The following is a 19,610-nucleotide window of genomic DNA, read 5'->3' as shown; positions in this document are numbered from 1 at the left end:
AGCAAGAAGAAGCCGACCGGTGCAAACCGGTCGGCTTTTTTGTTTTCCTTTACGGCCATGAAGCGCGCCTTACAGTTATATAACCGTCTGCCGGAAATAGTCAGGTTCGTTCTGTATATGATACTCCTGCTGTTCAGTTGGGGATTATGCAGTAAGTATTTATCACCTGCCTTTGATGTATTAGCGACAAAAATATGGAAGTCAGGAGATGAGTTGCTTGTCAAACTCTTCCCAGCAATCGGTCATGACGCTAAAATTGTCGTAGCTGTTGCTACACTCTTTGTAATTCCTGTTCTGTTTGGCACATGGATAATAAGCCACAACAACAAGGTAAAAGCTCGAAAACAGAATCAGGAATCTTTATAATCACCTCATGCAACCCACCGACCAAAATCCGGACCCCAACGCCATCAACATCGAGCTTTCCGAAGCCATGGCCGAGGGCGAATACGCCAACCTCGCCATGATTGCGCACAGCAACAGCGAATTCGTGATTGACTTCATCCGCATGATGCCCGGCCTGCCAAAGGCCAAGGTGAAGGCGCGCATCGTCGTCACGCCCGAGCACGCCAAGCGCCTCCTGCAAGCCCTCACCGAGAACATTGAGCGGTTTGAAGCCGCCTTCGGCCCCATCAAGATGCAGAACGAAGCGCCGAGCTACCCGATGAACTTTGGTGGCGCGGTAGGGGAGGCGTAGGGCCAAGCTCTAGTTGCGTAAGCGTCTCCATGTTGCAATGGAGGCGCTTTTCTGTGTCGGCCTGATGGGTCACCTCACCCCCCGGCCCCCTCTCCCGCGGAGAGGGGACACCGGTAATGCGGCAAACGAAAATCGTCAGGCTCCCCCTCTCCGCGGGAGAGGGGGCCGGGGGGTGAGGTGACCCGTCAGGGCAATTCGCAGCTATCTGAAAATTAACATCCTCACGCTGTTTGCTATTGCGGCGAAATAATCTTACCTTTGCAAGCCAAATTTTAGGGGCAAACGGCTCCAAACAAACCATTCCTTAAATGCCAACCATCAATCAGTTAGTACGGAAAGGCCGTGAGGCTTTGACTACCAAGTCGAAGTCGCCCGCCCTTGATTCGTGCCCGCAGCGTCGGGGCGTATGCACTCGCGTGTATACCACCACGCCTAAGAAGCCGAACTCGGCTATGCGCAAAGTGGCCCGTGTGCGCCTTACCAACGGTAAGGAAGTAAACGCATACATCCCCGGTGAAGGCCACAACCTCCAGGAACACAGCATCGTGCTGATTCGTGGCGGCCGGGTTAAAGACTTGCCAGGTGTTCGCTACCACATTATCCGTGGCGCCCTGGACACCGCCGGTGTAAGCGGCCGGACCCAGCGTCGTTCGAAGTACGGTGCCAAGCGTCCGAAGCCCGGTCAGCCCGCCGCAGCAGCGAAGGGTGCACCCGCTAAGAAGAAGAAATAAATCATTAGGGTCTTGGGTGCTTAGGGACTTAGGGTTTTGGCTATCGTTTCGACGGCCAGGGCCCAATGCCAACCGCTCTAAGTCCCCGAGCCCCCAAGTCCCCAAGACCCTATACAATGAGAAAGTCAAAACCAAAAAAGCGCATCTTGCTGCCGGACCCTAAGTACAAGGAGACGCTGGTAACCCGCTTTGTGAACTACATGATGTACGACGGTAAGAAAAACCTGGCGTACACCATCTTCTATGACGCCTGCGACCTCGTGGAGCAGCGCACCAAGGAGAGCGGCCTCGAAATGTGGCGCAAAGCGTTGAACAACGTGATGCCCACCGTGGAAGTGAAAAGCCGCCGCGTAGGTGGTGCCACCTTCCAGGTTCCGATTGAAGTGCGTGCTGACCGCCGCATTTCGGTAGGTGCCAAGTGGATGATTCAGTACGCTCGTCGTCGTGGTGAGAAGACCATGAAGGACAAGCTGGCTGGCGAAATCATCGCTGCTGCCAAAGGCGAAGGCGCTGCCGTGAAGAAAAAAGACGACACGCATCGCATGGCTGAGGCCAACAAGGCCTTCTCGCACTTCCGTTTCTAAATAGCCATTAGGTACCTGGGGTCTTAGGGACTTGGATTTATTTGACGAGTATAACCGTTGAACAGCCCAAGACCCTAAGACCCCTAGTCCCTAAGACCCCAACCTAAATCATGGCCGTCAACAAAGAACTTCAATACCTCCGCAACATTGGGATTATGGCGCACATCGACGCCGGTAAGACCACGACGTCGGAGCGTATTCTGTATTACACGGGTAAAACCCACAAAATCGGGGAAGTGCACGATGGTGCCGCCACGATGGACTGGATGGAGCAGGAGCAGGAGCGCGGCATCACGATTACCTCGGCTGCCACCACTACCTTCTGGAACTACCCTACCGATGTGAAGGGTGACCCTACGCCGGATACCCACCAGTACAAAATCAACCTGATTGACACTCCCGGCCACGTTGACTTCACGGTAGAAGTAGAACGTTCGTTGCGTGTGCTTGACGGTGCCGTCGCACTGTTCTGCGCCGTTTCGGGCGTTGAGCCGCAGTCGGAAACCGTATGGCGTCAGGCTGACAAGTACAGCGTGCCCCGTATCTGCTTCGTGAACAAGATGGACCGTGCCGGTGCCGACTTCTTCAAGGCTGTAAACGAAATTAAGGAGAAACTGGGCGCTAACCCCATTCCCCTCCAGATTCCAATTGGCGCTGAAGATACCTTCAAAGGCGTAGTTGACCTGCTCACTGGCAAAGCCATTGTGTGGGACGACAAAACCGAAGGCAAGTCGTACGACGAAATCCCCGTTCCCGAGGACCTCGTTGAGACCGTAGCCGAGTGGCGTCAGAAGCTCGTTGAGAGCGTAGCTGAGTATGATGACGCTTTGCTGGAGAAATTCTTCGACAACCCCGATTCCATTACGAAAGAGGAGATGATGGTTGTTATCCGCCAGGCGGTTATCGACATGAAGTTCTCGCCCGTATTGTGCGGCTCAGCCTTCAAAAACAAGGGTGTGCAGACGATGCTGGATGCCGTTATGGCTTACCTGCCGTCGCCCCTCGACATGCCCGCCATCATCGGTACCGACCCCGACACCGGGGCCGAAATTGAGCGTCACCCCGACAACACGGAGCCGTTCACCGCGCTGGCCTTCAAAATTGCTACCGACCCGTTCGTAGGCCGTCTGTGCTTCTTCCGCTGCTACAGCGGCGTGCTGGACGCTGGCTCGTACGTGCTCAACAACCGCACCGGCAAGAAAGAGCGTATCTCGCGCCTCATGCAGATGCACTCCAACAAGCAGAACCCGATTGACAAAATCCAGGCGGGCGACATTGCTGCTGGTGTTGGCTTCAAAGACATCCGCACCGGCGACACACTGAGCGAAGAGAAGTACCCCATCGTCCTAGAGTCGATGAGCTTCCCCGAGCCGGTAATCGGCTACGCTATTGAGCCGAAGACGCAGGCCGACGTTGATAAAATGGGCATGGCTATCGCCAAGCTCATCGAGGAAGACCCCACGCTGAAAGTGAACACCGACCCCGAGACGGGCCAGACCGTTCTCCGTGGCATGGGTGAGTTGCACCTTGAAATCATCATCGACCGTATGCGTCGCGAATTCAAAGTGGAAATCAACCAGGGTGCCCCAATGGTAGCCTACAAGGAGATTCTCACCAAGAAAGTCGACCACCGCGAAACATACAAGAAGCAGACCGGTGGCCGCGGTAAATTCGGCGACATCGTGTTTGAACTCGGTCCGAAAGAGACCGACCCGGAAAAGCCCGGCTTCGAGTTCGACAACGCTATTGTGGGTGGTGTTATCCCCCGCGAATTCATTGCCCCCATCCAGAAGGGTTTTGAAGAAGCTATGAAGCAAGGTCCGTTGGCCGGCTTCCCGATTGAGGGCATGAAAGTGCGTCTCTACCACGGTTCCTTCCACGACGTTGACTCGGACGCCCTGTCGTTCGAACTCGCCGCCCGTGGTGGTTTCCGCGAAGCTGCCCGCCAGGCTGGCCCGAAATTGCTCGAGCCCATCATGAGCGTGGAAGTGGTGTGTCCCGACGAGTACACGGGTCCCGTAACCGGTGACTTGAACCGTCGTCGTGGTCTGATGAAAGGAATGGACACCAAAGGCGGTGCTCAGCTGATTAAGGCCGATGTTCCCCTGTCGGAACTGTTCGGCTACGTAACTGCACTCCGTACGATTTCGTCGGGTCGGGCTTCGGCTTCGCTCACGTTCTCGCACTACGAGCAGGTGCCGAGCAACATGGCTGAGGCCATCATTGCCAAAGTAAAAGGAAGTAAATAATACCGGTCACTAACTTGGTCAATCGGACCAAAACCCCCAATGAACCAGAAAATTCGCATTAAGCTGAAGTCCTACGACCACAACCTCGTAGACAAATCGGCCGAGAAAATCGTGAAAGCAGTGAAGGCCACCGGTGCCATCGTAAGCGGCCCGATTCCTTTGCCGACTCAAAAAGAGAAGTTCACCGTGTTGCGCTCGCCCCACGTGAACAAGAAGAGCCGGGAGCAGTTCCAGCTTTGCACCTACAAGCGCCTCGTGGACATCTTCTCGACTTCGTCGAAGACCGTAGATGCCCTCATGAAGCTGGAGTTGCCCAGCGGCGTTGACGTAGAAATCAAAGTCTGAGGATTCGATTTCAGTATTAATTGAGTTAAAGCCCCACCATGATTCGTCGTGGTGGGGCTTTTTCTTTCGAACTTGCGGTGCCACTATATACCATTCATGCTTTCTGTATTTTCCATTGCGCGCCTACATCGTTCAGCTTTCTTCTTCTGTGCCTGCATTATCATCAGTATTTTCCTGGTCAATTGGCTGAGGGTAGCATTGGGTATTGCCATGGGAGGGCTGGCGGTGACAAGTGTGGTTTTCGCCTTGGTGCATAAACGAATTGCCAATCGTTCGTTGTGGCCAGTATTCGGAAGCATTGCAATGGTATTCGTGCTTCATTTACTGGCTGGGATTCATACCCAGGCGGTAAACATGGATGAATATCGGTTTGACCTGGGCATGCAACTGCCTTTTCTGATGCTGCCGCTTTCCTTCTGGTTGTTGCCACCACTACCCAGCCGCTACCTACGCGGGCTGTGGTGGATATTTATAGCCATGACGGTGCTGGCAGCTTCGGGAGCTACAATCAACTACCTGCTGCATGCACAGCAAATCAACGAGTCATACATGCACTCCAAAGTGATGCCGACGGAGCCAGACCACATTCGGTTCAGCATCATGATTACCATGGCAATTGCCGCTGTCGTACTGCTGGTTGCTCATCATACGGTGGCCCCACGGTGGCGCACCTGGGCAAAGGCTTCCATCGTAGGAATGGTACTTTTCTTACACTTGCTGGCCGTGCGAAGCGGAGAAATGACCTTCTATGCTTTGGGTGGACTAGCAGTATTATGGTTGGCATTTGGTAAAAAGCAATGGCGAAAAGCTGCCGTGCTGGCCACTGTGCTGATAATGCTGCCAGTAGTAAGCTATTTTGCCTTTCCCACTTTCCGCAACCGGGTCTACAATACCCAGGAAGATGTGAGCAAAGTACAGGAGAGCTCCGAAGGCAAGAACTTCTCTATTTCGGCTCGGGTATATTCATACCAGGCGGCGCTTGCGGTGTGGCGTGATAACAAGCTGACCGGAGTAGGGAAACCAAATCTGGAAGGTGAGATGGCCAAGCGCTATGCAGCGTTGTACCCCCAGCTCACGTCGGATTTTTACATAATGCCCCACAACCAATACTTGTATAACCTTGCGGCCTATGGTAGTATTGGGCTACTGGTATTCTGCCTGAGTCTGTTCTACCCCGCTTGGTGGGCCCGAAAGAAACACGCTCCACTACTATTGGCGCAGTACGTTAGTATTGCCTTGTCCTTCTTGGTCGAATACACGCTGGAAACGCAGATTGGTCTTGCCTTCGCGGTATTCTTCTTACTCTTGGCTCTGCAGGGTTCGTTACCCCACGACGACCCGGACCCAACTTGGCGTCCCGCCTGATATTCCCAATTCCCTGCAAGGATAATAATGAGCAGGGGAGGGGCCCTCTAAAAGAGCTAACAGCCTCACTGCGAAAATATTTCTCTGCATCATTGGGATGCCCCAGTCTTTTTTCCTATCTTTGCACTCCCTTAGCGAAAACGGCACTCGGCCGTTTTCTTTTAGTGTTCATTAATAACCAAATAGAATGCCTGGCATCATCGGTAAAAAAATCGGTATGACAAGCCTCTTCACTCCGGATGGGAAAAACATTCCCTGCACGCTCATCGAAGCGGGTCCGTGCGTAGTGACGCAGGTTAAGACTATCGCGAATGACGGTTACACCGCCATTCAAATTGGGTACGGCGAGAAAAAAGAGAAGAACACCACCAAAGCATTGGCTGGTCACTTCGCTAAAGCCGGTACTACCCCCAAGAAAAAACTGGTTGAATTCCGCCTCGACGCCGAATCGACCTACGCCGCCGGCGCAACCATCGACGCTACCCTCTTCGAGGAAGGCGAGTTTGTTGACGTGGTTGGTACTTCCAAAGGCAAGGGTTTCCAGGGTGTTGTAAAGCGTTACAACTTCCAGGGTGTTGGTGGCCAGACCCACGGTCAGCACAACCGCCTGCGTCACCCTGGTTCTATCGGTGCCTGCTCCTGGCCTTCGCGCGTATTCAAAGGAATGCGCATGGGTGGCCGGATGGGCAACGACCGCGTGAAAGTGCAGAACCTGAAGGTGATGCGCGTAGTAGGCGACAAGAACCTGATTCTGGTGAGCGGCTCGATTCCCGGTGCTAAGAATTCTTACGTGGTAATCGAGAAATAGACGATACGATGGAACTCGCAGTATATAGCCTCAAAGGCGAAGACACCGGCCGCAAGGTGACCCTGTCTGACGCCATCTTCGGTCTCGAAGTAAACGAGCACGTGATGTACCTGGACGTGAAGCAGTACCTGGCCAACCAGCGCCAGGGCACGCACAAGTCCAAGCAGCGCAACGAGGTGCACGGCACCACGAAGAAGCTCAAGAAGCAAAAAGGTACGGGCGGCGCCCGAGCCGGCAGCATGAAGTCGGGTGTGTTCGTTGGTGGTGGCCGCATGTTCGGTCCCCAGCCCCGCGACTACGGCTTCAAGCTGAACAAGAAGACCAAGCGCGTAGCACGCCTCTCGGCTTTGTCGAGCCTGGCGAAGGATGGCAAAATCTCCATCGTGGAGAACATTGCCATGACTGCTCCCCGCACCAAGGACTTCGTTGCCATCATGGACGGCCTCAAGCTGAACACTGGCAAAAAGACCATGCTCGTGACCGGTGAGGTCAACAAAAACGTGCTCCTGAGCGCCCGCAACCTGCAGAAAGTGAAAGTGTCGACGCCCATCGGCCTCAACACCCACGACCTGCTGAACACGGACACGCTCCTGATTTCAGAAGACGGCATGGCTTCATTGGTTGAACTCTATAGCACCGCCGAATAATGAGCACGCTGAAACGCCCCATCATTACCGAAAAGGCCACCGGCCTCAACGAGAAAGGTCGCTACACCTTCGAAGTGGAGCGCACCGCCAACAAAGTGCAAATCAAGAAGGACATCGAAACGCTGTACGGCGTGACGGTAACCGACATCAACACGATGCGCACCATTGGCAAAATCAAATCGAAAGGTACCAAAGGCGGCCAGGTTTCCGGCCGTCGTTCCAATGGCAAAAAAGCCATTGTGACCGTGAAAGAAGGCGATGTAATCGACTTCTATAGCAACCTCTAGGCTTCGCCAACAAAAGATTCTCTCGCCGCAAAAGCACAACTAGCTAGTAATGGCACTTAAAAAACTCAGACCAACAACCCCAGGGCAACGCCACCGCGTTGCGCCGGTGTTCGACGAGATTACGACGTCGACCCCGGAGAAGTCGTTGATGACTTCCCTCCCCAAATCGGGTGGCCGGAACTCTTCCGGTAAAATGTCCAACCGCTACATCGGTGGTGGTCATAAAACCCAGTACCGTATTGTGGACTTCAAGCGTGACAAGGCCGGTGTGCCCGCCACGGTGAAGACCATCGAGTACGACCCCAACCGGACCGCCCGCATCGCCCTGCTCAGCTACGCTGACGGCGAGAAACGTTACATCATCGCTCCCGCCGGCATGCAGGTAGGTGCGAAGATTGTATCGGGCCCCGGTGTGGCTCCCGAAGTGGGCAATACCTTGCCGCTGCGCGAGATTCCCCTCGGTACCATCCTCCACAACATCGAATTGCAGCCCGGCCAGGGTGCGGCCATGGCCCGCTCGGCCGGCACCTACGCCCAAATCGTAGCCCGCGAAGAGAAGTACGCCACGCTCAAATTGCCTTCCGGCGAGATGCGCATGGTGCTCGTTACCTGCATGGCCACGGTCGGCACGGTATCGAACGGAGACCACATGAACACCGTGATGGGTAAGGCTGGCCGGAACCGGTGGGCTGGTCGTCGTCCCCGCGTTCGTGGCGTGGTTATGAACCCTGTCGACCACCCCATGGGTGGTGGCGAAGGCAAATCGTCGGGTGGTCACCCGCGTAGCCGTAACGGCATTTTGGCTAAGGGCCAGAAGACCCGTAACAAGAACAAGTATTCGGAGAACCTGATTGTGAGCCGCAAAGGCAAGAAGTAATATATGGCACGTTCACTCAAAAAAGGGCCGTACATTGACTTCCGGCTGGAAAAGAAAGTCACGGCACTCGAAACGGCCGGTAAAAAATCAGTGGTAAAGACTTGGTCGCGCCGCTCGATGATTTCCCCCGATTTCGTTGGCCACACATTCGCTGTTCACAACGGCAATAAGTTCATCCCGGTGTATGTGACCGAGAACATGGTAGGACACAAGTTGGGCGAATTTGCCCCGACGCGTAACTTCCGTGGTCACGTCGCCAAAAAAGATAAAGGCAAGCGCTAAGATGGAAGCAGTAGCAAAACTCCGCAATGTGCCGACCTCGCCTCGTAAGATGCGACTGGTGGCCGACCTCGTGCGCGGCAAGAAAGTGACCCAGGCCCTCGGCCTGTTGCGCTTCGAAGCCAACATCGGCGCCGAGAAGATTGAGAAACTGCTCCTTTCGGCCTTGGCCAACTGGCAGCAGCACAACGAAGAAGAGCGGATTGAGGACGCAAACCTCTACATCAGCGAAATCTTCGTGGACGAAGGACGCCAGCTGAAGCGCCTGCGCCCCGCCCCCCAGGGCCGTGGCCACCGCATCCGCAAGCGCAGCAACCACGTGACCCTGAAAATCGACACGAAAGTGGAGAAAGCCGGTTCGAAAGCTGCTCGTGCGCAAGCTGAAAACACCACCGAGCACGCTAAGCAAGTTGGTACTACCGATAACCCTAAGGCCGACGCCAAATCCTAATTTAATATGGGACAGAAAGTAAATCCGGTTGGCTTCCGCTTGGGAGTCATCAAAGGCTGGGACTCGAACTGGTACGGCGGCAAGGACTTCGCCGAGAAATTGGTGGAGGACGAGAAAATCCGCAAGTACATCAATGCACGCATTCAGAAAGGTGGCATCAGCCGCATTGTGATTGAGCGCACCCTGAAGCGCATCACCATCACCATCAACACGGCCCGTCCGGGTGTGGTGATTGGCAAAGGCGGCCAGGAGGTTGATAAGATTAAGGACGAGCTGAAGCAAATCACCAGCAAAGACGTTCAAATCAACATCTTCGAAATTAAGCGTCCGGAGTTGGATGCCAAACTGGTAGGCGAGAGCATCGCCCAGCAGCTGGCCGCTCGTATCTCCTTCCGTCGCGCCATGAAGATGTCGATTCAGGCTGCAATGCGTGTTGGTGCCGAAGGCATCAAGATTCAGTGCGGTGGCCGTCTTGGCGGTGCTGAAATTGCCCGTTCGGAGCAGTACAAAGAAGGTCGTACGCCGCTGCACACGCTGCGCGCTGATATCGACTACGCTTTGTCGGAAGCTCAGACCGTATATGGCAAAATCGGCATCAAGGTGTGGGTAATGCGTGGTGAGGTGTTCGGCAAGCCCGACCTCTCGCCCAACCAGCAGCTCACCAACCCCGGTGGCGATGCCGGTGGACGTCGTGACGACCGTGGCCCCCGTGGCGAGCGTCGTGAAGGCGACCGCGGCCCGCGTCGTGACGGTGGTGCTGGTGGCCGTGGTGGCAACGACCGTGGCAGCAACGCCGGCGGTGGTGCTCCTCGCGGCGACAACGCCGGTCCCCGCCGCAACGGCCCCGCCCAAGGTGGTGGTGCTGCCGGTGGTGCCGCTCGCGGCCCACGTCGCTAGAATAAGTCAAGCGCATTTCGCTTCGTTTGCCAACTTGGTGAACGAAGCGAAATGTTCGACTGTTCGCTCAATTCCTTTTAGAAAATCTCTTTTATTAAAATCAAATGTTACAACCGAAAAGGACCAAGTATCGCAAGATGCAAAAGGGTCGCGTGACTGGCCTGGCCTACCGCGGCAGCTCCATCGACTTCGGTTCGTTCGCTATCAAGTCGCTGGAAGTGTCTTGGATTACGGCTCGCCAAATTGAGGCTGCTCGTATCGCCATGACCCGCGCCATGAAACGCGAAGGGCAAGTATGGATTCGCATTTTCCCCGACAAACCTATTACCAAGAAGCCTGCTGAAGTGCGGATGGGTAAGGGCAAAGGCTCACCCGAGTACTGGGTAGCCTGCGTGAAGCCGGGTCAAATCATGTTCGAGTCGGACGGCGTATCGCTGGAAGTAGCCAAAGAGTCGCTCCGTCTGGCGGCTCAGAAGCTGCCGGTTCGTACTTCATTCGTGGTTCGCCGCGACTACACGGACGCCGCTTAAGTCATGAAGAACAAGACCGATAACAAAGGCCTTTCCGCCGACGCGCTGAAAGAGCAAATCAAAACCGAGCAGGCTACGGGCCAGCAGCTGCGTTTCGCTCATGCGATTTCGCCCCTGGAAAACCCGGCCCGCCTCAAGGCCAACCGTAAAAACGTCGCCCGCTTGCTCACCGAGCAGACTCGTCGGAACAACGAGCAGGCCTCTAACCCCGCTTAATTCCGATGGCAACCGACGTAACAACCCAAGACCAAACCGCTGCTGATGAAGCTTCGCGCAACATGCGCAAAGAAATCACCGGCAAGGTGACGAGCAGCAAGATGGATAAGTCCATCACCGTGGCTGTGGTGCAGAAACAGAAGCACCCTAAGTACGGCAAGTTCGTGACCAAAACCACGAAATTCCACGCCCACGACGAGAAAAACGAGTGCGGCGAAGGCGATACGGTTCTCATCATGAGCACCCGCCCGCTGAGCAAAACCAAGCGGTGGCGCCTGGTGGAAATTATTGAACGCGCTAAATAATCTAATTCGATGATACAGCAAGAATCCCGCCTGACGGTGGCCGACAATAGCGGCGCCAAGGAAGTCCTCTGCATCCGCGTTTTGGGTGGCACGGGCAAGAAATACGCCAGCGTTGGCGACAAGATTGTGGTAGCCATCAAGTCGGCTATCCCTTCGGGCAACGCTAAGAAAGGCACCGTGAGCAAGGCCGTAGTAGTGCGTGTGAAGAAGGAAGTGCGCCGTAAAGACGGTTCGTACATTCGCTTCGACGATAACGCTGCTGTGTTGCTCAACAACAACGACGAGCCCCGCGGCACGCGCATCTTCGGCCCAGTGGCCCGTGAGCTGCGTGAGCGTCAGTTCATGAAAATCGTATCCCTAGCACCCGAAGTACTCTAAATCATGGCTATCAGAAAAGCAGACCCCGTGCAGCTGCACGTAAAGTCGGGCGATACCGTGAAGGTGATTGCTGGCGACGAAAAGGGCAAAACCGGCAAAATCGTGTCGGTAAACCGGGTAACCCAGCGCGTAACCGTTGAGGGGTTGAACTTGGTGACGAAACACAACAAGCCGAGCGCCAAATCGCCCCAGGGCGGCATCACCAAGATGGAGGCGCCCATGCACGTGAGCAACGTGCAGGCTATTAACCCCACCACTGGTGAGCGGGTGCGTAAAGGCGCCGCAGCTGACGCAGCTCCGGCTGCTGCTCCTGCTAAAGCCAAGCGTGCCACTGCCAAAACGGCTTAAGCAGCCCCCCGCATCATGGCCCGTCTCAAAGACATTTATAAAAAAGACATCGTACCCGCGCTCCAGGAGAAATTCCAGTTTAAGAGCATCATGCAGGTACCCCGTGTCACCAAAATCTGCATCAATCGCGGCATTGGCGCGGCGGTAGCCGATAAGAAATTGGTCGACAACGGCGTGGAAGAGCTGACGGTTATCACCGGTCAGAAAGCCATTGCTACCATCGCTAAGAAATCGGTGTCGAACTTTAAGCTACGCGAAGGCATGCCTATCGGTGCTAAAGTGACACTGCGCGGCGAGAAAATGTACGAGTTCATGGACCGTCTCCTGACGGTAGCCCTGCCCCGCGTACGTGACTTCAAAGGCATCAACGACAAAGGTTTCGATGGTCGTGGCAACTACACGCTCGGCGTGAAGGAGCAAATCATCTTCCCCGAAATCTCGATTGACAAAATCAAAGGCATCTCGGGCATGGACATCACGTTCGTGACCAATGCTGAGAACGATGAGCAGAGCTACGAATTGCTGAAAGCTTTCGGTATGCCTTTCGCCAACGCTAAAAAAGACGCTTAATCCCTACCTCTTATGGCTAAAGAATCCATCAAAGCACGGGAGCGCAAGCGCATTGCCACCGTGGCCCGCTACGCTGAGAAGCGCAAGGCTCTGAAAGCTGCCGGCGACTACGAAGGTCTCGACAAGCTGCCCAAGAACGCTTCGCCCGTGCGCCTGCACAACCGCGACATGATTGACGGCCGCCCCCGCGGCTACATGCGCAAGTTTGGCATCAGCCGCGTGCGTTTCCGCGAAATGGCTCTCGCCGGTAAAATCCCCGGTGTGACCAAGTCGAGCTGGTAGTATCCGGTTTAGGCTTTTCGCTTAATAGTTTGATAGCCGTCTCAACTTTGGTTGGGGCGGCTATTTTTTTGACAGTGACCGTATTATTATGAATCAATATTGGTATAGTTTTATGGAGAGCCAAAAAACAATTCATTATGCGAGATGACGCAAACCTATTTCCTGGAGCTATTGTAAAAATTCCATCTCGAACATCTGGGGGTGATGATGCATCAACTACAATAGTTGTCAAAAGGGCATTAGCGAAAAATCAGAATTACTTATTTATAAACAGTTGGGAATACCTGCGCGGCTGGGGATGTACCAATAAGGATATCTTAGTTGCTTGTACTGATACCCTGGGAGCAGGGGCAGACTATTTCGTGTTAAGCGACTTAGAAATATGTGATGACTGGGATAGAGGAGATATCTGCAGGATATGTGGCGATGTGATTCTACCGTTACACAATTTTACGGAATGCGAGGATTGTTATAAGAGATTCTACAAAGAAGATTCAGATAATCAATCTATAGGTTTTAATACTGACCCGATTGGTGAGTGGCCTGTTAAGTAACTGATGGTGCATAGTAGTATAGCAAAAGATTATTCAGCCTAATCATCAGTTGAGCCTGCCGCCCCTACAAGTTTCTTCAGATGCGCGCCGGGCGGGTGGTGGAGGGGGCTAGCTAACTGGTGGCTACTTCGCGTTTGCGAAAAAGCTCAACCTGCAGTATCCAATCACGAGGTCGCTGGCAAGACGGAGAAGTGTGCTCAATACCGCGTATAAAGAGGATAATCTAAACTGGCGGTGTCGTGAAATTTGCAGGACAATAGCTTTCATTGTGTTATGTGGATGCACATGGGTAGTTATCGCTGGAAAACAATTTGTTAAACTCGTGCTTGATGTCAGTATTCATCACTCACCTAATCATTCGTTTGCAAATCAGTACATAGTCCATGCCTAAAATCATATCTCCCCAGGTAGAATACGCCACCCTGCTGGCTCAGGTAAAGCAGGTGACTCCGGAAATATTCACTGCCGAGGGTGGTTTCCTTAATATGATGGAAGGGCGTTGGCAGGAGCCCGGCCGGCCCCGCGAGTTTCGTTCGCCCATTGATGGGACTGTGCTGGGCAGCCTGCCCATGCTGAACCAGGAGGCGGCCGTTTGCGCCGTAGTGGCCGCCAAGAACGAAGCCTCCGCCTGGGCCGCTACCAACCACGATGAGCGCCGGACCAGGGTGCAGGCCGCACTCGACCTGTTGCGGCCGCAGGTAGAACTCATCGGCAAGCTGCTGATGTGGGAAATCGGGAAAACCTACAAGCTGGGCTTCACCGATATTGACCGGGCCGTAGAGGGGGCGCAATGGTACGTCGATAACATCGACTCGATGCTGGGCAGCCGCACCCCCTTGGGTTTGGTATCCAACATTGCCTCCTGGAACTATCCCATGTCGGTGCTGCTCCACGCCGTGCTGGTGCAAGCCCTGTGCGGCAATTCAGTTATCGCCAAAACGCCTACTGACGGTGGCTTCATTTCCCTGAGCCTGGCGTTTGCCCTGGTGCGCCGCGCCGGCCTGCCCGTGACGCTGGTGAGTGGTGCCGGCGGCGAGTTGAGCGACGCGTTGGTGAAGCACCCCGCCATCGATTGCCTCAGCTTTGTGGGTGGCCGCAAAAATGCCCGCAACATTGCCGATGCGCTTTCTACTACTGACAAGCGCTACATGCTCGAAATGGAAGGCGTCAATGCTTACGGCATCTGGGACTACAGTGACTGGAATGCCTTGGCCGACCAGCTCAAAAAGGGCTACGACTACGGCAAGCAGCGCTGCACCGCCTATGTGCGGTTCGTAGTGGAGCGCCGGCTATTTCCTCAGTTTCTGGAAACGTATACTGAGGCCGTACGCAACCTGAAGGTGGGCAACCCAACTTTGGTGGACAATGCGGGTGATAAGCTACCGGACCTCGCCTTTGGTCCGGTTATCAACGCGGCACAGGCTCAGGACCTCGACCGTCTCTATGCGGACGCCCTCAAAACGGGTGCTACGCCCATTTACGAGGGTAAATTCGACGACAGCCTCTTCCTACCCGGTCAGAACCGGTCGGCCTATGCCATGCCCCGCGCGCTGGTGAACCTGCCCCGGCAGAGCGAGCTGTACTTCAAGGAGCCTTTTGGTCCCATCGACAGCATCGTGCTGGTCGACCGGATGGAGGAGCTTGTAGGAGAAATGAACATCTCGAATGGTGCCTTGGTGGCTGCCATTGCCTCCGACAATGAAGAGCTGGCCCGCCGCACGGCCCGCGAAATACGCTCCTTCAAAGTGGGCGTAAACAAGCTGCGCTCGCGCGGTGACCGTGAGGAAGTCTTCGGTGGTTTGGGTGAATCCTGGAAAGGCGCATTTGTGGGAGGTAAGCTACTGGTGGAAGCCGTAACCAACGGTCCGGCCAGTCAGCCTGTGCTTGGAAATTACCCCGATGCCACTTATCTGCCCGAAAAAGCTTAGCGGCATATACTTCGCTTTTTAAGTGTAGGCAGACAAGATAAAAAAGCTGTGAAGAAGCCCGGTTGCTAACGCGACCGGGCTTCTTCATGTACCGGTTATGTCGAAGTCGGCCGTGCACTACCATCGCCCGCTCAAAGGAAACTTCGGGGCAAAGCTTGCAAAAGCCCTGTGAGCCTGCTACCTTTGCACTCCGAAAAAGTATCGAGGCTTGCCTCAAAACCATTTGGCAGGTTGCCAAAAGAAACCATTGGCCGTGCCGTCGCCGGACGTGCCAAGTAGTCTTAACCGAAATTTCGTTGGTCCCGTTGGGCACCCGGCGAAATTTTCTTATCTTTGCGCTCCGAAAAAAGCGGACGTATTTAATAAATAATGAACACTGACCCCATTGCCGACTACCTAACCCGGGTACGCAACGCCATCAAGGCGAACCACCGGGTGGTAGAAATCCCGGCCAGCAACATCAAAAAGGAAATCACGAAAGTGCTCTACCACAAGGGCTACATTCAGTCGTACCGTTTTGATGATTCGTCGGTTCAGGGCACTATCAAAATTGCTCTGAAGTACAACCCGACCACGAAGGCACCCGCCATCACCAAGCTGCAGCGCGTTTCGACGCCCGGCTTGCGTCAGTACGTGGCCTCCGATAACCTGCCCCGCGTCCTCAGTGGCCTGGGTGTAGCCATCATCTCCACCTCGAAGGGTGTGATGACGGAGAAAGAGTGCAAAACCGAGAACGTGGGCGGCGAGGTGCTGTGCTACGTGTACTAGTCCGGAACCGCTTTAGCAAATTCAATTATGTCACGTATTGGTAAACTGCCGATTTCCGTCCCCGCTGGGGTCGCTATTTCGGTCGACAACGACAACGCGGTGACGGTGAAAGGCCCAAAGGGCTCGCTCACTACGCAAGTAGACCGCGACATCACCGTAGCCATCGAAGACGGTGTTCTCACCGTAACCCGTCCAACCGAGCAGAAGCGCCACAAGGCCATGCACGGTCTGTACCGCTCGCTCATCAACAACATGGTAACCGGTGTTAGCGCTGGTTTCGAGAAGAAGCTTGAGCTGGTAGGTGTAGGTTACAAAGCCTCGCTCGTAGGCAGCACGCTGGAGCTGGCCCTGGGCTACTCGCACAACGTGTACATTGCCCTCCCCGGCGAAGTAACCGCCACTGCCGTTACCGACAAAGGCAAGAACCCGATTGTAACGCTCAACAGCATCGACAATCAGTTGCTGGGCCAGGTAGCTGCCAAAATTCGTTCGCTGCGTAAAGTGGAGCCTTACAAAGGCAAAGGTGTGCGCTTCGTGGGTGAGATTATCCGTCGCAAAGCTGGTAAAACGGCCTCTAAATAAATTCGCATCATGGCATTTGATAAAGCAACTCGCCGCAAGCGGATTCAGCGCATCATCCGCACGAAAGTGTCCGGCACTACGGAGCGTCCGCGCCTGTCGGTGTTCCGCAGCAACACGGGCATTTATGCTCAGATTATCGACGACACGACCGGCCATACCCTGGCCTCCGCAACGTCGAAAAAAGTAACCGCCGAAGGTGGTAACGGTGTAGCACTGGCTGCTGCCGTAGGTCGGCAGCTTGCCGCCGTCGCCCAGGAGAAAGGCATCACGAAAGTGGTGTTCGACCGCTCGGGTTACCTCTACCACGGTCGCGTAAAATCATTGGCTGAAGGTGCTCGCGAAGGCGGCCTCAATTTCTAAACTATCATGGCGCAAGAACGCGACAACAATCGTCCTGGCGGAGACCGTCAGCGCAGCAACGACCGCGACCGGAACAAGGACAACTCCCGCATGGGTGCTGACTCCGACTTCAAAGAAAAAGTAGTAGCCATCAACCGCGTAGCGAAGGTGGTGAAAGGTGGTCGCCGCTTTAGCTTCTCTGCCATTGTGGTAGTAGGCGACGGCAACGGCAACGTAGGCTACGGCCTCGGCAAAGCCAACGAAGTAACCGACGCCATTGCCAAAGGCATTGACGACGCTAAGAAGAACGTAGTGAAAGTACCCATGTACAAGCACACCGTTCCTCACCTCATGGAAGGCCGCTACGGCGGTGGTTTCGTGCTCATCCAGCCCGCAGCGGCTGGTACGGGTGTAATCGCCGGCGGTGCAATGCGCGCCGTGTTCGAGAGCGCCGGTATCAAGGATGTGCTGGCGAAGTCGAAAGGCTCGTCGAACCCTCACAACGTGGTAAAAGCTACGTTTGCAGCCCTCGCTAAAATGCGTGACCCGTTGCAAATCGCTCAAGCCCGTGGTATTTCTTTGGCCCGCGTTTTTAACGGTTAATTGACATGGCACAAATTCAAGTAAAGCTCGTGCGCAGCGCCATTGACCGCCCCGAGCGTCAGAAGCGCACCGTTCAGTCCCTCGGCCTGAACAAACTCAACAGCACTGCTACCCACGAAGTAAACCCGTCCGTTATGGGCATGGTGAAGAGCGTGCAGCATTTGCTCCAAGTAACCGAACTGTAAGCTATTATCGTCATGCTTAATCTCAGCAATCTATCGCCCGCCTACGGCTCGACTAAAAACGAGAAGCGGATTGGCCGGGGCGAAGGCTCTACGCGTGGTGGTACGTCCACCCGTGGTCACAAAGGTGCCAAGTCGCGCTCGGGCTACAAGCGCAAGTCCGGTTTTGAAGGTGGCCAGATGCCCCTCCAGCGCCGTGTGCCTAAGTTCGGCTTCACGAATATCAACCGTGTAGAGTATAAAGCCATCAATCTTGATGCGCTGGCTACCCTCCTCGAAAAGAACAGCGCTACCACTATGGACGCTGCCTACTTCGTTGCCAACGGCTTGGTTTCCAAGAACGCCAAAATCAAAATCCTCGGTCGCGGCGAAATCGCCACGGCTGTAGAAATCCATGCTCACGCATTCTCGAAGTCGGCTGTTGAAGCCATCGAGAAGGCCGGCGGCAAAGCGGTTACGCTCTAAAAAGCTACCTTCGGCAATGAATAAGTTTATCGAGTCGATAAAAAATATCTTTGCGATTGAGGATTTGCGTACGCGAATCCTCAATACGCTATTTTTCATTGCCATCTATCGCCTCGGCGTGTACGTGGTGTTGCCGGGCGTGGACCCTACCCAACTCAAGACGGGTGCGGCTGGCCTGTTCGGTATTCTGGATACGCTGCTTGGCGGCGCATTCAGCCACGCGTCGATTTTCGCGTTGGGCATCATGCCGTACATCTCGGCGTCTATCGTATTGCAACTGCTCACGATTGCCGTGCCTTACTTCCAGAAACTCCAGAAGGAAGGCGAGTCGGGACGTAAAAAAATCAATCAGTACACCCGGGTTCTCACGATTCCGATTGTACTGGCTCAATCAGTTGGCTTCATCGCCACGATTAACGCTGAGGCCATCATCAACCCCGGCACATTTTTCACCGTTTCGACCATGATTATCATCACGGCCGGCACGTTGTTCTGCATGTGGCTGGGTGAAAAAATCACGGATAAAGGTATCGGCAACGGTATCTCGATGCTGATTATGATTGGTATCGTGTCGCGTCTGCCCGGTGCTATCATCGGTGAGGCTGCAGCCAAAGGCGTGAACAAGTCCCTGATTTTCCTGCTGGAAATGGTGGTTCTGTTCCTCGTTGTAATGGCCGTTATCGTGCTCACGCAGGCGGTTCGCCGCATCGCGGTGCAGTATGCTAAGCAGGTTGGTGGTACTACGCAGCTGGATGCACAACGTCAGTTCATTCCCCTCAAGGTGAATGCGGCCGGCGTAATGCCCATCATTTTCGCGCAGTCCTTGATGTTCGTTCCCGCCATCGTGGCATCGGTATGGCAGAACCAGAGCGATACCGCCAGCTACATCGGCGTGAAGTTCTCGGACTACACCTCGTGGCAGTACAACCTGACTTTCGCCCTGCTGATTATCATCTTCACCTACTTCTACACGGCCATCAGCGTCAATCCTAATCAGATTGCTGATGACCTGAAGCGGAGTGGAGGTTTCGTGCCCGGCGTGAAGCCAGGTCGCGATACTTCGGAGTTTATCGATGAAATCCTGACCCGTGTTACCCTGCCGGGTGCGGTTGCACTGGCTCTTATCGCCATCTTCCCTGCTATCGCGCTGCTGTTGGGCGTTACGCGTCCGTTCTCAGCTTTCTATGGCGGTACGTCGCTCATCATTATGGTGGGTGTAGTGCTCGACACAGTGAACCAGGTGCAGAGCTACTTGTTGATGCAGCACTACGATGGTATGATGAAATCGGGCAAGCTGCGCGGTCGCACGGCACAGCCCATTTCAGTCGCTTCGTAAATAGCAG

Annotated in this window: 30 protein-coding genes; all 30 read left to right on the top strand. The window is 54.7% G+C overall.

Going from position 1 to position 19,610, the window contains the following annotated elements; all coding sequences use genetic code 11:
• Positions 1–57: 57 nt before the first annotated feature.
• The 30 genes from HBN54_RS05750 to secY all read left to right on the top strand — a co-directional run bounded on the left by HBN54_RS05750 (position 58) and on the right by secY (position 19,603).
• Positions 58–366, top strand: a complete 309-nt coding sequence (locus HBN54_RS05750) for a hypothetical protein (RefSeq protein ID WP_168672188.1) — start codon at positions 58–60, stop codon at positions 364–366.
• Between the two features lie 7 nt (positions 367–373).
• Positions 374–697, top strand: coding sequence for a DUF3467 domain-containing protein (locus tag HBN54_RS05745; RefSeq protein WP_035567389.1), 324 nt, complete (start codon positions 374–376; stop codon positions 695–697).
• A 308-nt stretch (positions 698–1,005) separates the two neighbouring features.
• Positions 1,006–1,428, top strand: coding sequence for a 30S ribosomal protein S12 (gene rpsL, locus HBN54_RS05740; protein ID WP_035567920.1), 423 nt, complete (start codon positions 1,006–1,008; stop codon positions 1,426–1,428).
• Between the two features lie 116 nt (positions 1,429–1,544).
• The gene (rpsG, locus tag HBN54_RS05735; protein ID WP_035567919.1) at positions 1,545–2,012 is read left to right on the top strand and encodes a 30S ribosomal protein S7; all 468 of its coding nucleotides are present in this window, start codon (positions 1,545–1,547) and stop codon (positions 2,010–2,012) included.
• 110 nt (positions 2,013–2,122) lie between these two features.
• On the top strand, positions 2,123–4,261 hold the full coding sequence (gene fusA / locus HBN54_RS05730) for an elongation factor G (RefSeq protein ID WP_168672187.1): 2,139 nt from the start codon (positions 2,123–2,125) through the stop codon (positions 4,259–4,261).
• A 39-nt stretch (positions 4,262–4,300) separates the two neighbouring features.
• A complete protein-coding gene (gene rpsJ, locus HBN54_RS05725) occupies positions 4,301–4,606 on the top strand; it encodes a 30S ribosomal protein S10 (protein WP_035567915.1) in 306 nt (101 codons plus the stop codon).
• A 96-nt stretch (positions 4,607–4,702) separates the two neighbouring features.
• Complete coding sequence (locus tag HBN54_RS05720; RefSeq protein WP_168672186.1) at positions 4,703–5,971, top strand: O-antigen ligase family protein; 1,269 nt, start codon at positions 4,703–4,705, stop codon at positions 5,969–5,971.
• A gap of 187 nt (positions 5,972–6,158) precedes the next feature.
• Positions 6,159–6,779: a 50S ribosomal protein L3 gene (gene rplC / locus HBN54_RS05715; protein ID WP_168672185.1), complete on the top strand. Its 621-nt coding sequence runs from the start codon at positions 6,159–6,161 to the stop codon at positions 6,777–6,779.
• Positions 6,780–6,787: 8 nt separating this feature from the next.
• Positions 6,788–7,426, top strand: a complete 639-nt coding sequence (gene rplD / locus HBN54_RS05710; RefSeq protein ID WP_168672184.1) for a 50S ribosomal protein L4 — start codon at positions 6,788–6,790, stop codon at positions 7,424–7,426.
• Complete coding sequence (gene rplW / locus HBN54_RS05705) at positions 7,426–7,713, top strand: 50S ribosomal protein L23 (protein WP_168672183.1); 288 nt, start codon at positions 7,426–7,428, stop codon at positions 7,711–7,713. The genes rplD and rplW overlap by 1 nt, the downstream gene beginning before the upstream one ends.
• A 49-nt stretch (positions 7,714–7,762) precedes the next feature.
• Complete coding sequence (gene rplB / locus HBN54_RS05700; RefSeq protein WP_168672182.1) at positions 7,763–8,590, top strand: 50S ribosomal protein L2; 828 nt, start codon at positions 7,763–7,765, stop codon at positions 8,588–8,590.
• A 3-nt stretch (positions 8,591–8,593) separates the two neighbouring features.
• The gene (gene rpsS / locus HBN54_RS05695; protein ID WP_068191730.1) at positions 8,594–8,872 is read left to right on the top strand and encodes a 30S ribosomal protein S19; all 279 of its coding nucleotides are present in this window, start codon (positions 8,594–8,596) and stop codon (positions 8,870–8,872) included.
• A 1-nt stretch (position 8,873) separates the two neighbouring features.
• Positions 8,874–9,320 carry a 50S ribosomal protein L22 gene (rplV, locus tag HBN54_RS05690; protein ID WP_168672181.1) on the top strand — a complete coding sequence of 149 codons (447 nt, stop codon included), beginning with the start codon at positions 8,874–8,876 and terminating at the stop codon, positions 9,318–9,320.
• 6 nt (positions 9,321–9,326) lie between these two features.
• Positions 9,327–10,217 carry a 30S ribosomal protein S3 gene (gene rpsC, locus HBN54_RS05685; RefSeq protein WP_168672180.1) on the top strand — a complete coding sequence of 297 codons (891 nt, stop codon included), beginning with the start codon at positions 9,327–9,329 and terminating at the stop codon, positions 10,215–10,217.
• Between the two features lie 104 nt (positions 10,218–10,321).
• A complete protein-coding gene (rplP, locus tag HBN54_RS05680; protein WP_035567899.1) occupies positions 10,322–10,747 on the top strand; it encodes a 50S ribosomal protein L16 in 426 nt (141 codons plus the stop codon).
• A 3-nt stretch (positions 10,748–10,750) separates the two neighbouring features.
• Positions 10,751–10,963, top strand: coding sequence for a 50S ribosomal protein L29 (gene rpmC, locus HBN54_RS05675; protein ID WP_168672179.1), 213 nt, complete (start codon positions 10,751–10,753; stop codon positions 10,961–10,963).
• Between the two features lie 5 nt (positions 10,964–10,968).
• On the top strand, positions 10,969–11,268 hold the full coding sequence (gene rpsQ, locus HBN54_RS05670) for a 30S ribosomal protein S17 (RefSeq protein WP_168672178.1): 300 nt from the start codon (positions 10,969–10,971) through the stop codon (positions 11,266–11,268).
• A gap of 9 nt (positions 11,269–11,277) precedes the next feature.
• A complete protein-coding gene (gene rplN, locus HBN54_RS05665) occupies positions 11,278–11,646 on the top strand; it encodes a 50S ribosomal protein L14 (RefSeq protein ID WP_035567895.1) in 369 nt (122 codons plus the stop codon).
• Between the two features lie 3 nt (positions 11,647–11,649).
• Positions 11,650–11,994: a 50S ribosomal protein L24 gene (gene rplX, locus HBN54_RS05660; protein WP_168672177.1), complete on the top strand. Its 345-nt coding sequence runs from the start codon at positions 11,650–11,652 to the stop codon at positions 11,992–11,994.
• Positions 11,995–12,009: 15 nt separating this feature from the next.
• Complete coding sequence (rplE, locus tag HBN54_RS05655) at positions 12,010–12,564, top strand: 50S ribosomal protein L5 (RefSeq protein WP_168672176.1); 555 nt, start codon at positions 12,010–12,012, stop codon at positions 12,562–12,564.
• A gap of 12 nt (positions 12,565–12,576) precedes the next feature.
• Positions 12,577–12,846, top strand: a complete 270-nt coding sequence (rpsN, locus tag HBN54_RS05650; RefSeq protein WP_035567891.1) for a 30S ribosomal protein S14 — start codon at positions 12,577–12,579, stop codon at positions 12,844–12,846.
• 137 nt (positions 12,847–12,983) lie between these two features.
• Positions 12,984–13,400, top strand: a complete 417-nt coding sequence (locus HBN54_RS05645; RefSeq protein ID WP_168672175.1) for a hypothetical protein — start codon at positions 12,984–12,986, stop codon at positions 13,398–13,400.
• 383 nt (positions 13,401–13,783) lie between these two features.
• The gene (locus HBN54_RS05640; protein WP_168672174.1) at positions 13,784–15,328 is read left to right on the top strand and encodes an aldehyde dehydrogenase family protein; all 1,545 of its coding nucleotides are present in this window, start codon (positions 13,784–13,786) and stop codon (positions 15,326–15,328) included.
• Positions 15,329–15,697: 369 nt separating this feature from the next.
• A complete protein-coding gene (gene rpsH, locus HBN54_RS05635; protein WP_168672173.1) occupies positions 15,698–16,096 on the top strand; it encodes a 30S ribosomal protein S8 in 399 nt (132 codons plus the stop codon).
• Positions 16,097–16,123: 27 nt separating this feature from the next.
• Complete coding sequence (gene rplF, locus HBN54_RS05630) at positions 16,124–16,678, top strand: 50S ribosomal protein L6 (protein WP_168672172.1); 555 nt, start codon at positions 16,124–16,126, stop codon at positions 16,676–16,678.
• A gap of 9 nt (positions 16,679–16,687) precedes the next feature.
• Entirely contained in the window at positions 16,688–17,038 is a 351-nt protein-coding gene (gene rplR / locus HBN54_RS05625) for a 50S ribosomal protein L18 (protein ID WP_168672171.1), read from the top strand.
• Between the two features lie 90 nt (positions 17,039–17,128).
• Positions 17,129–17,620 carry a 30S ribosomal protein S5 gene (gene rpsE / locus HBN54_RS05620; protein WP_035567955.1) on the top strand — a complete coding sequence of 164 codons (492 nt, stop codon included), beginning with the start codon at positions 17,129–17,131 and terminating at the stop codon, positions 17,618–17,620.
• Positions 17,621–17,625: 5 nt separating this feature from the next.
• Positions 17,626–17,805: a 50S ribosomal protein L30 gene (rpmD, locus tag HBN54_RS05615; RefSeq protein WP_168672170.1), complete on the top strand. Its 180-nt coding sequence runs from the start codon at positions 17,626–17,628 to the stop codon at positions 17,803–17,805.
• A gap of 12 nt (positions 17,806–17,817) precedes the next feature.
• Positions 17,818–18,267 carry a 50S ribosomal protein L15 gene (rplO, locus tag HBN54_RS05610; protein WP_168672169.1) on the top strand — a complete coding sequence of 150 codons (450 nt, stop codon included), beginning with the start codon at positions 17,818–17,820 and terminating at the stop codon, positions 18,265–18,267.
• A gap of 16 nt (positions 18,268–18,283) precedes the next feature.
• Positions 18,284–19,603, top strand: a complete 1,320-nt coding sequence (secY, locus tag HBN54_RS05605) for a preprotein translocase subunit SecY (protein ID WP_168672168.1) — start codon at positions 18,284–18,286, stop codon at positions 19,601–19,603.
• Positions 19,604–19,610 lie beyond the last annotated feature (7 nt).

This window comes from Hymenobacter artigasi (assembly GCF_012275535.1).
GTDB lineage: Bacteria > Bacteroidota > Bacteroidia > Cytophagales > Hymenobacteraceae > Hymenobacter > Hymenobacter artigasi.
The sequence above is the reverse complement of the archived record's forward strand: the minus strand, read 5'-3'. Positions and strand labels throughout refer to the sequence as shown.

What these genes read in the sequence shown, in the direction of transcription:
- HBN54_RS05750 (WP_168672188.1), top strand. Translation starts at nt 58, where the DNA reads ATGAAGCGCGCCTTACAGTTATATAACCGTCTGCCGGAAATAGTCAGG.
- fusA (WP_168672187.1), top strand. Translation starts at nt 2,123, where the DNA reads ATGGCCGTCAACAAAGAACTTCAATACCTCCGCAACATTGGGATTATG.
- HBN54_RS05645 (WP_168672175.1), top strand. Translation starts at nt 12,984, where the DNA reads ATGCGAGATGACGCAAACCTATTTCCTGGAGCTATTGTAAAAATTCCA.
- HBN54_RS05640 (WP_168672174.1), top strand. Translation starts at nt 13,784, where the DNA reads ATGCCTAAAATCATATCTCCCCAGGTAGAATACGCCACCCTGCTGGCT.
- rplE (WP_168672176.1), top strand. Translation starts at nt 12,010, where the DNA reads ATGGCCCGTCTCAAAGACATTTATAAAAAAGACATCGTACCCGCGCTC.
- rplP (WP_035567899.1), top strand. Translation starts at nt 10,322, where the DNA reads ATGTTACAACCGAAAAGGACCAAGTATCGCAAGATGCAAAAGGGTCGC.
- rplR (WP_168672171.1), top strand. Translation starts at nt 16,688, where the DNA reads ATGGCATTTGATAAAGCAACTCGCCGCAAGCGGATTCAGCGCATCATC.
- rplO (WP_168672169.1), top strand. Translation starts at nt 17,818, where the DNA reads ATGCTTAATCTCAGCAATCTATCGCCCGCCTACGGCTCGACTAAAAAC.
- rplD (WP_168672184.1), top strand. Translation starts at nt 6,788, where the DNA reads ATGGAACTCGCAGTATATAGCCTCAAAGGCGAAGACACCGGCCGCAAG.
- rpsJ (WP_035567915.1), top strand. Translation starts at nt 4,301, where the DNA reads ATGAACCAGAAAATTCGCATTAAGCTGAAGTCCTACGACCACAACCTC.
- HBN54_RS05720 (WP_168672186.1), top strand. Translation starts at nt 4,703, where the DNA reads ATGCTTTCTGTATTTTCCATTGCGCGCCTACATCGTTCAGCTTTCTTC.
- secY (WP_168672168.1), top strand. Translation starts at nt 18,284, where the DNA reads ATGAATAAGTTTATCGAGTCGATAAAAAATATCTTTGCGATTGAGGAT.
- rplF (WP_168672172.1), top strand. Translation starts at nt 16,124, where the DNA reads ATGTCACGTATTGGTAAACTGCCGATTTCCGTCCCCGCTGGGGTCGCT.
- rpsQ (WP_168672178.1), top strand. Translation starts at nt 10,969, where the DNA reads ATGGCAACCGACGTAACAACCCAAGACCAAACCGCTGCTGATGAAGCT.
- rplW (WP_168672183.1), top strand. Translation starts at nt 7,426, where the DNA reads ATGAGCACGCTGAAACGCCCCATCATTACCGAAAAGGCCACCGGCCTC.
- rpsS (WP_068191730.1), top strand. Translation starts at nt 8,594, where the DNA reads ATGGCACGTTCACTCAAAAAAGGGCCGTACATTGACTTCCGGCTGGAA.
- rplN (WP_035567895.1), top strand. Translation starts at nt 11,278, where the DNA reads ATGATACAGCAAGAATCCCGCCTGACGGTGGCCGACAATAGCGGCGCC.
- rplX (WP_168672177.1), top strand. Translation starts at nt 11,650, where the DNA reads ATGGCTATCAGAAAAGCAGACCCCGTGCAGCTGCACGTAAAGTCGGGC.
- rpsE (WP_035567955.1), top strand. Translation starts at nt 17,129, where the DNA reads ATGGGTGCTGACTCCGACTTCAAAGAAAAAGTAGTAGCCATCAACCGC.
- rpsH (WP_168672173.1), top strand. Translation starts at nt 15,698, where the DNA reads ATGAACACTGACCCCATTGCCGACTACCTAACCCGGGTACGCAACGCC.
- rpsL (WP_035567920.1), top strand. Translation starts at nt 1,006, where the DNA reads ATGCCAACCATCAATCAGTTAGTACGGAAAGGCCGTGAGGCTTTGACT.
- rpmD (WP_168672170.1), top strand. Translation starts at nt 17,626, where the DNA reads ATGGCACAAATTCAAGTAAAGCTCGTGCGCAGCGCCATTGACCGCCCC.
- rpsC (WP_168672180.1), top strand. Translation starts at nt 9,327, where the DNA reads ATGGGACAGAAAGTAAATCCGGTTGGCTTCCGCTTGGGAGTCATCAAA.
- rpsN (WP_035567891.1), top strand. Translation starts at nt 12,577, where the DNA reads ATGGCTAAAGAATCCATCAAAGCACGGGAGCGCAAGCGCATTGCCACC.
- rplB (WP_168672182.1), top strand. Translation starts at nt 7,763, where the DNA reads ATGGCACTTAAAAAACTCAGACCAACAACCCCAGGGCAACGCCACCGC.
- rplV (WP_168672181.1), top strand. Translation starts at nt 8,874, where the DNA reads ATGGAAGCAGTAGCAAAACTCCGCAATGTGCCGACCTCGCCTCGTAAG.
- HBN54_RS05745 (WP_035567389.1), top strand. Translation starts at nt 374, where the DNA reads ATGCAACCCACCGACCAAAATCCGGACCCCAACGCCATCAACATCGAG.
- rpsG (WP_035567919.1), top strand. Translation starts at nt 1,545, where the DNA reads ATGAGAAAGTCAAAACCAAAAAAGCGCATCTTGCTGCCGGACCCTAAG.
- rplC (WP_168672185.1), top strand. Translation starts at nt 6,159, where the DNA reads ATGCCTGGCATCATCGGTAAAAAAATCGGTATGACAAGCCTCTTCACT.
- rpmC (WP_168672179.1), top strand. Translation starts at nt 10,751, where the DNA reads ATGAAGAACAAGACCGATAACAAAGGCCTTTCCGCCGACGCGCTGAAA.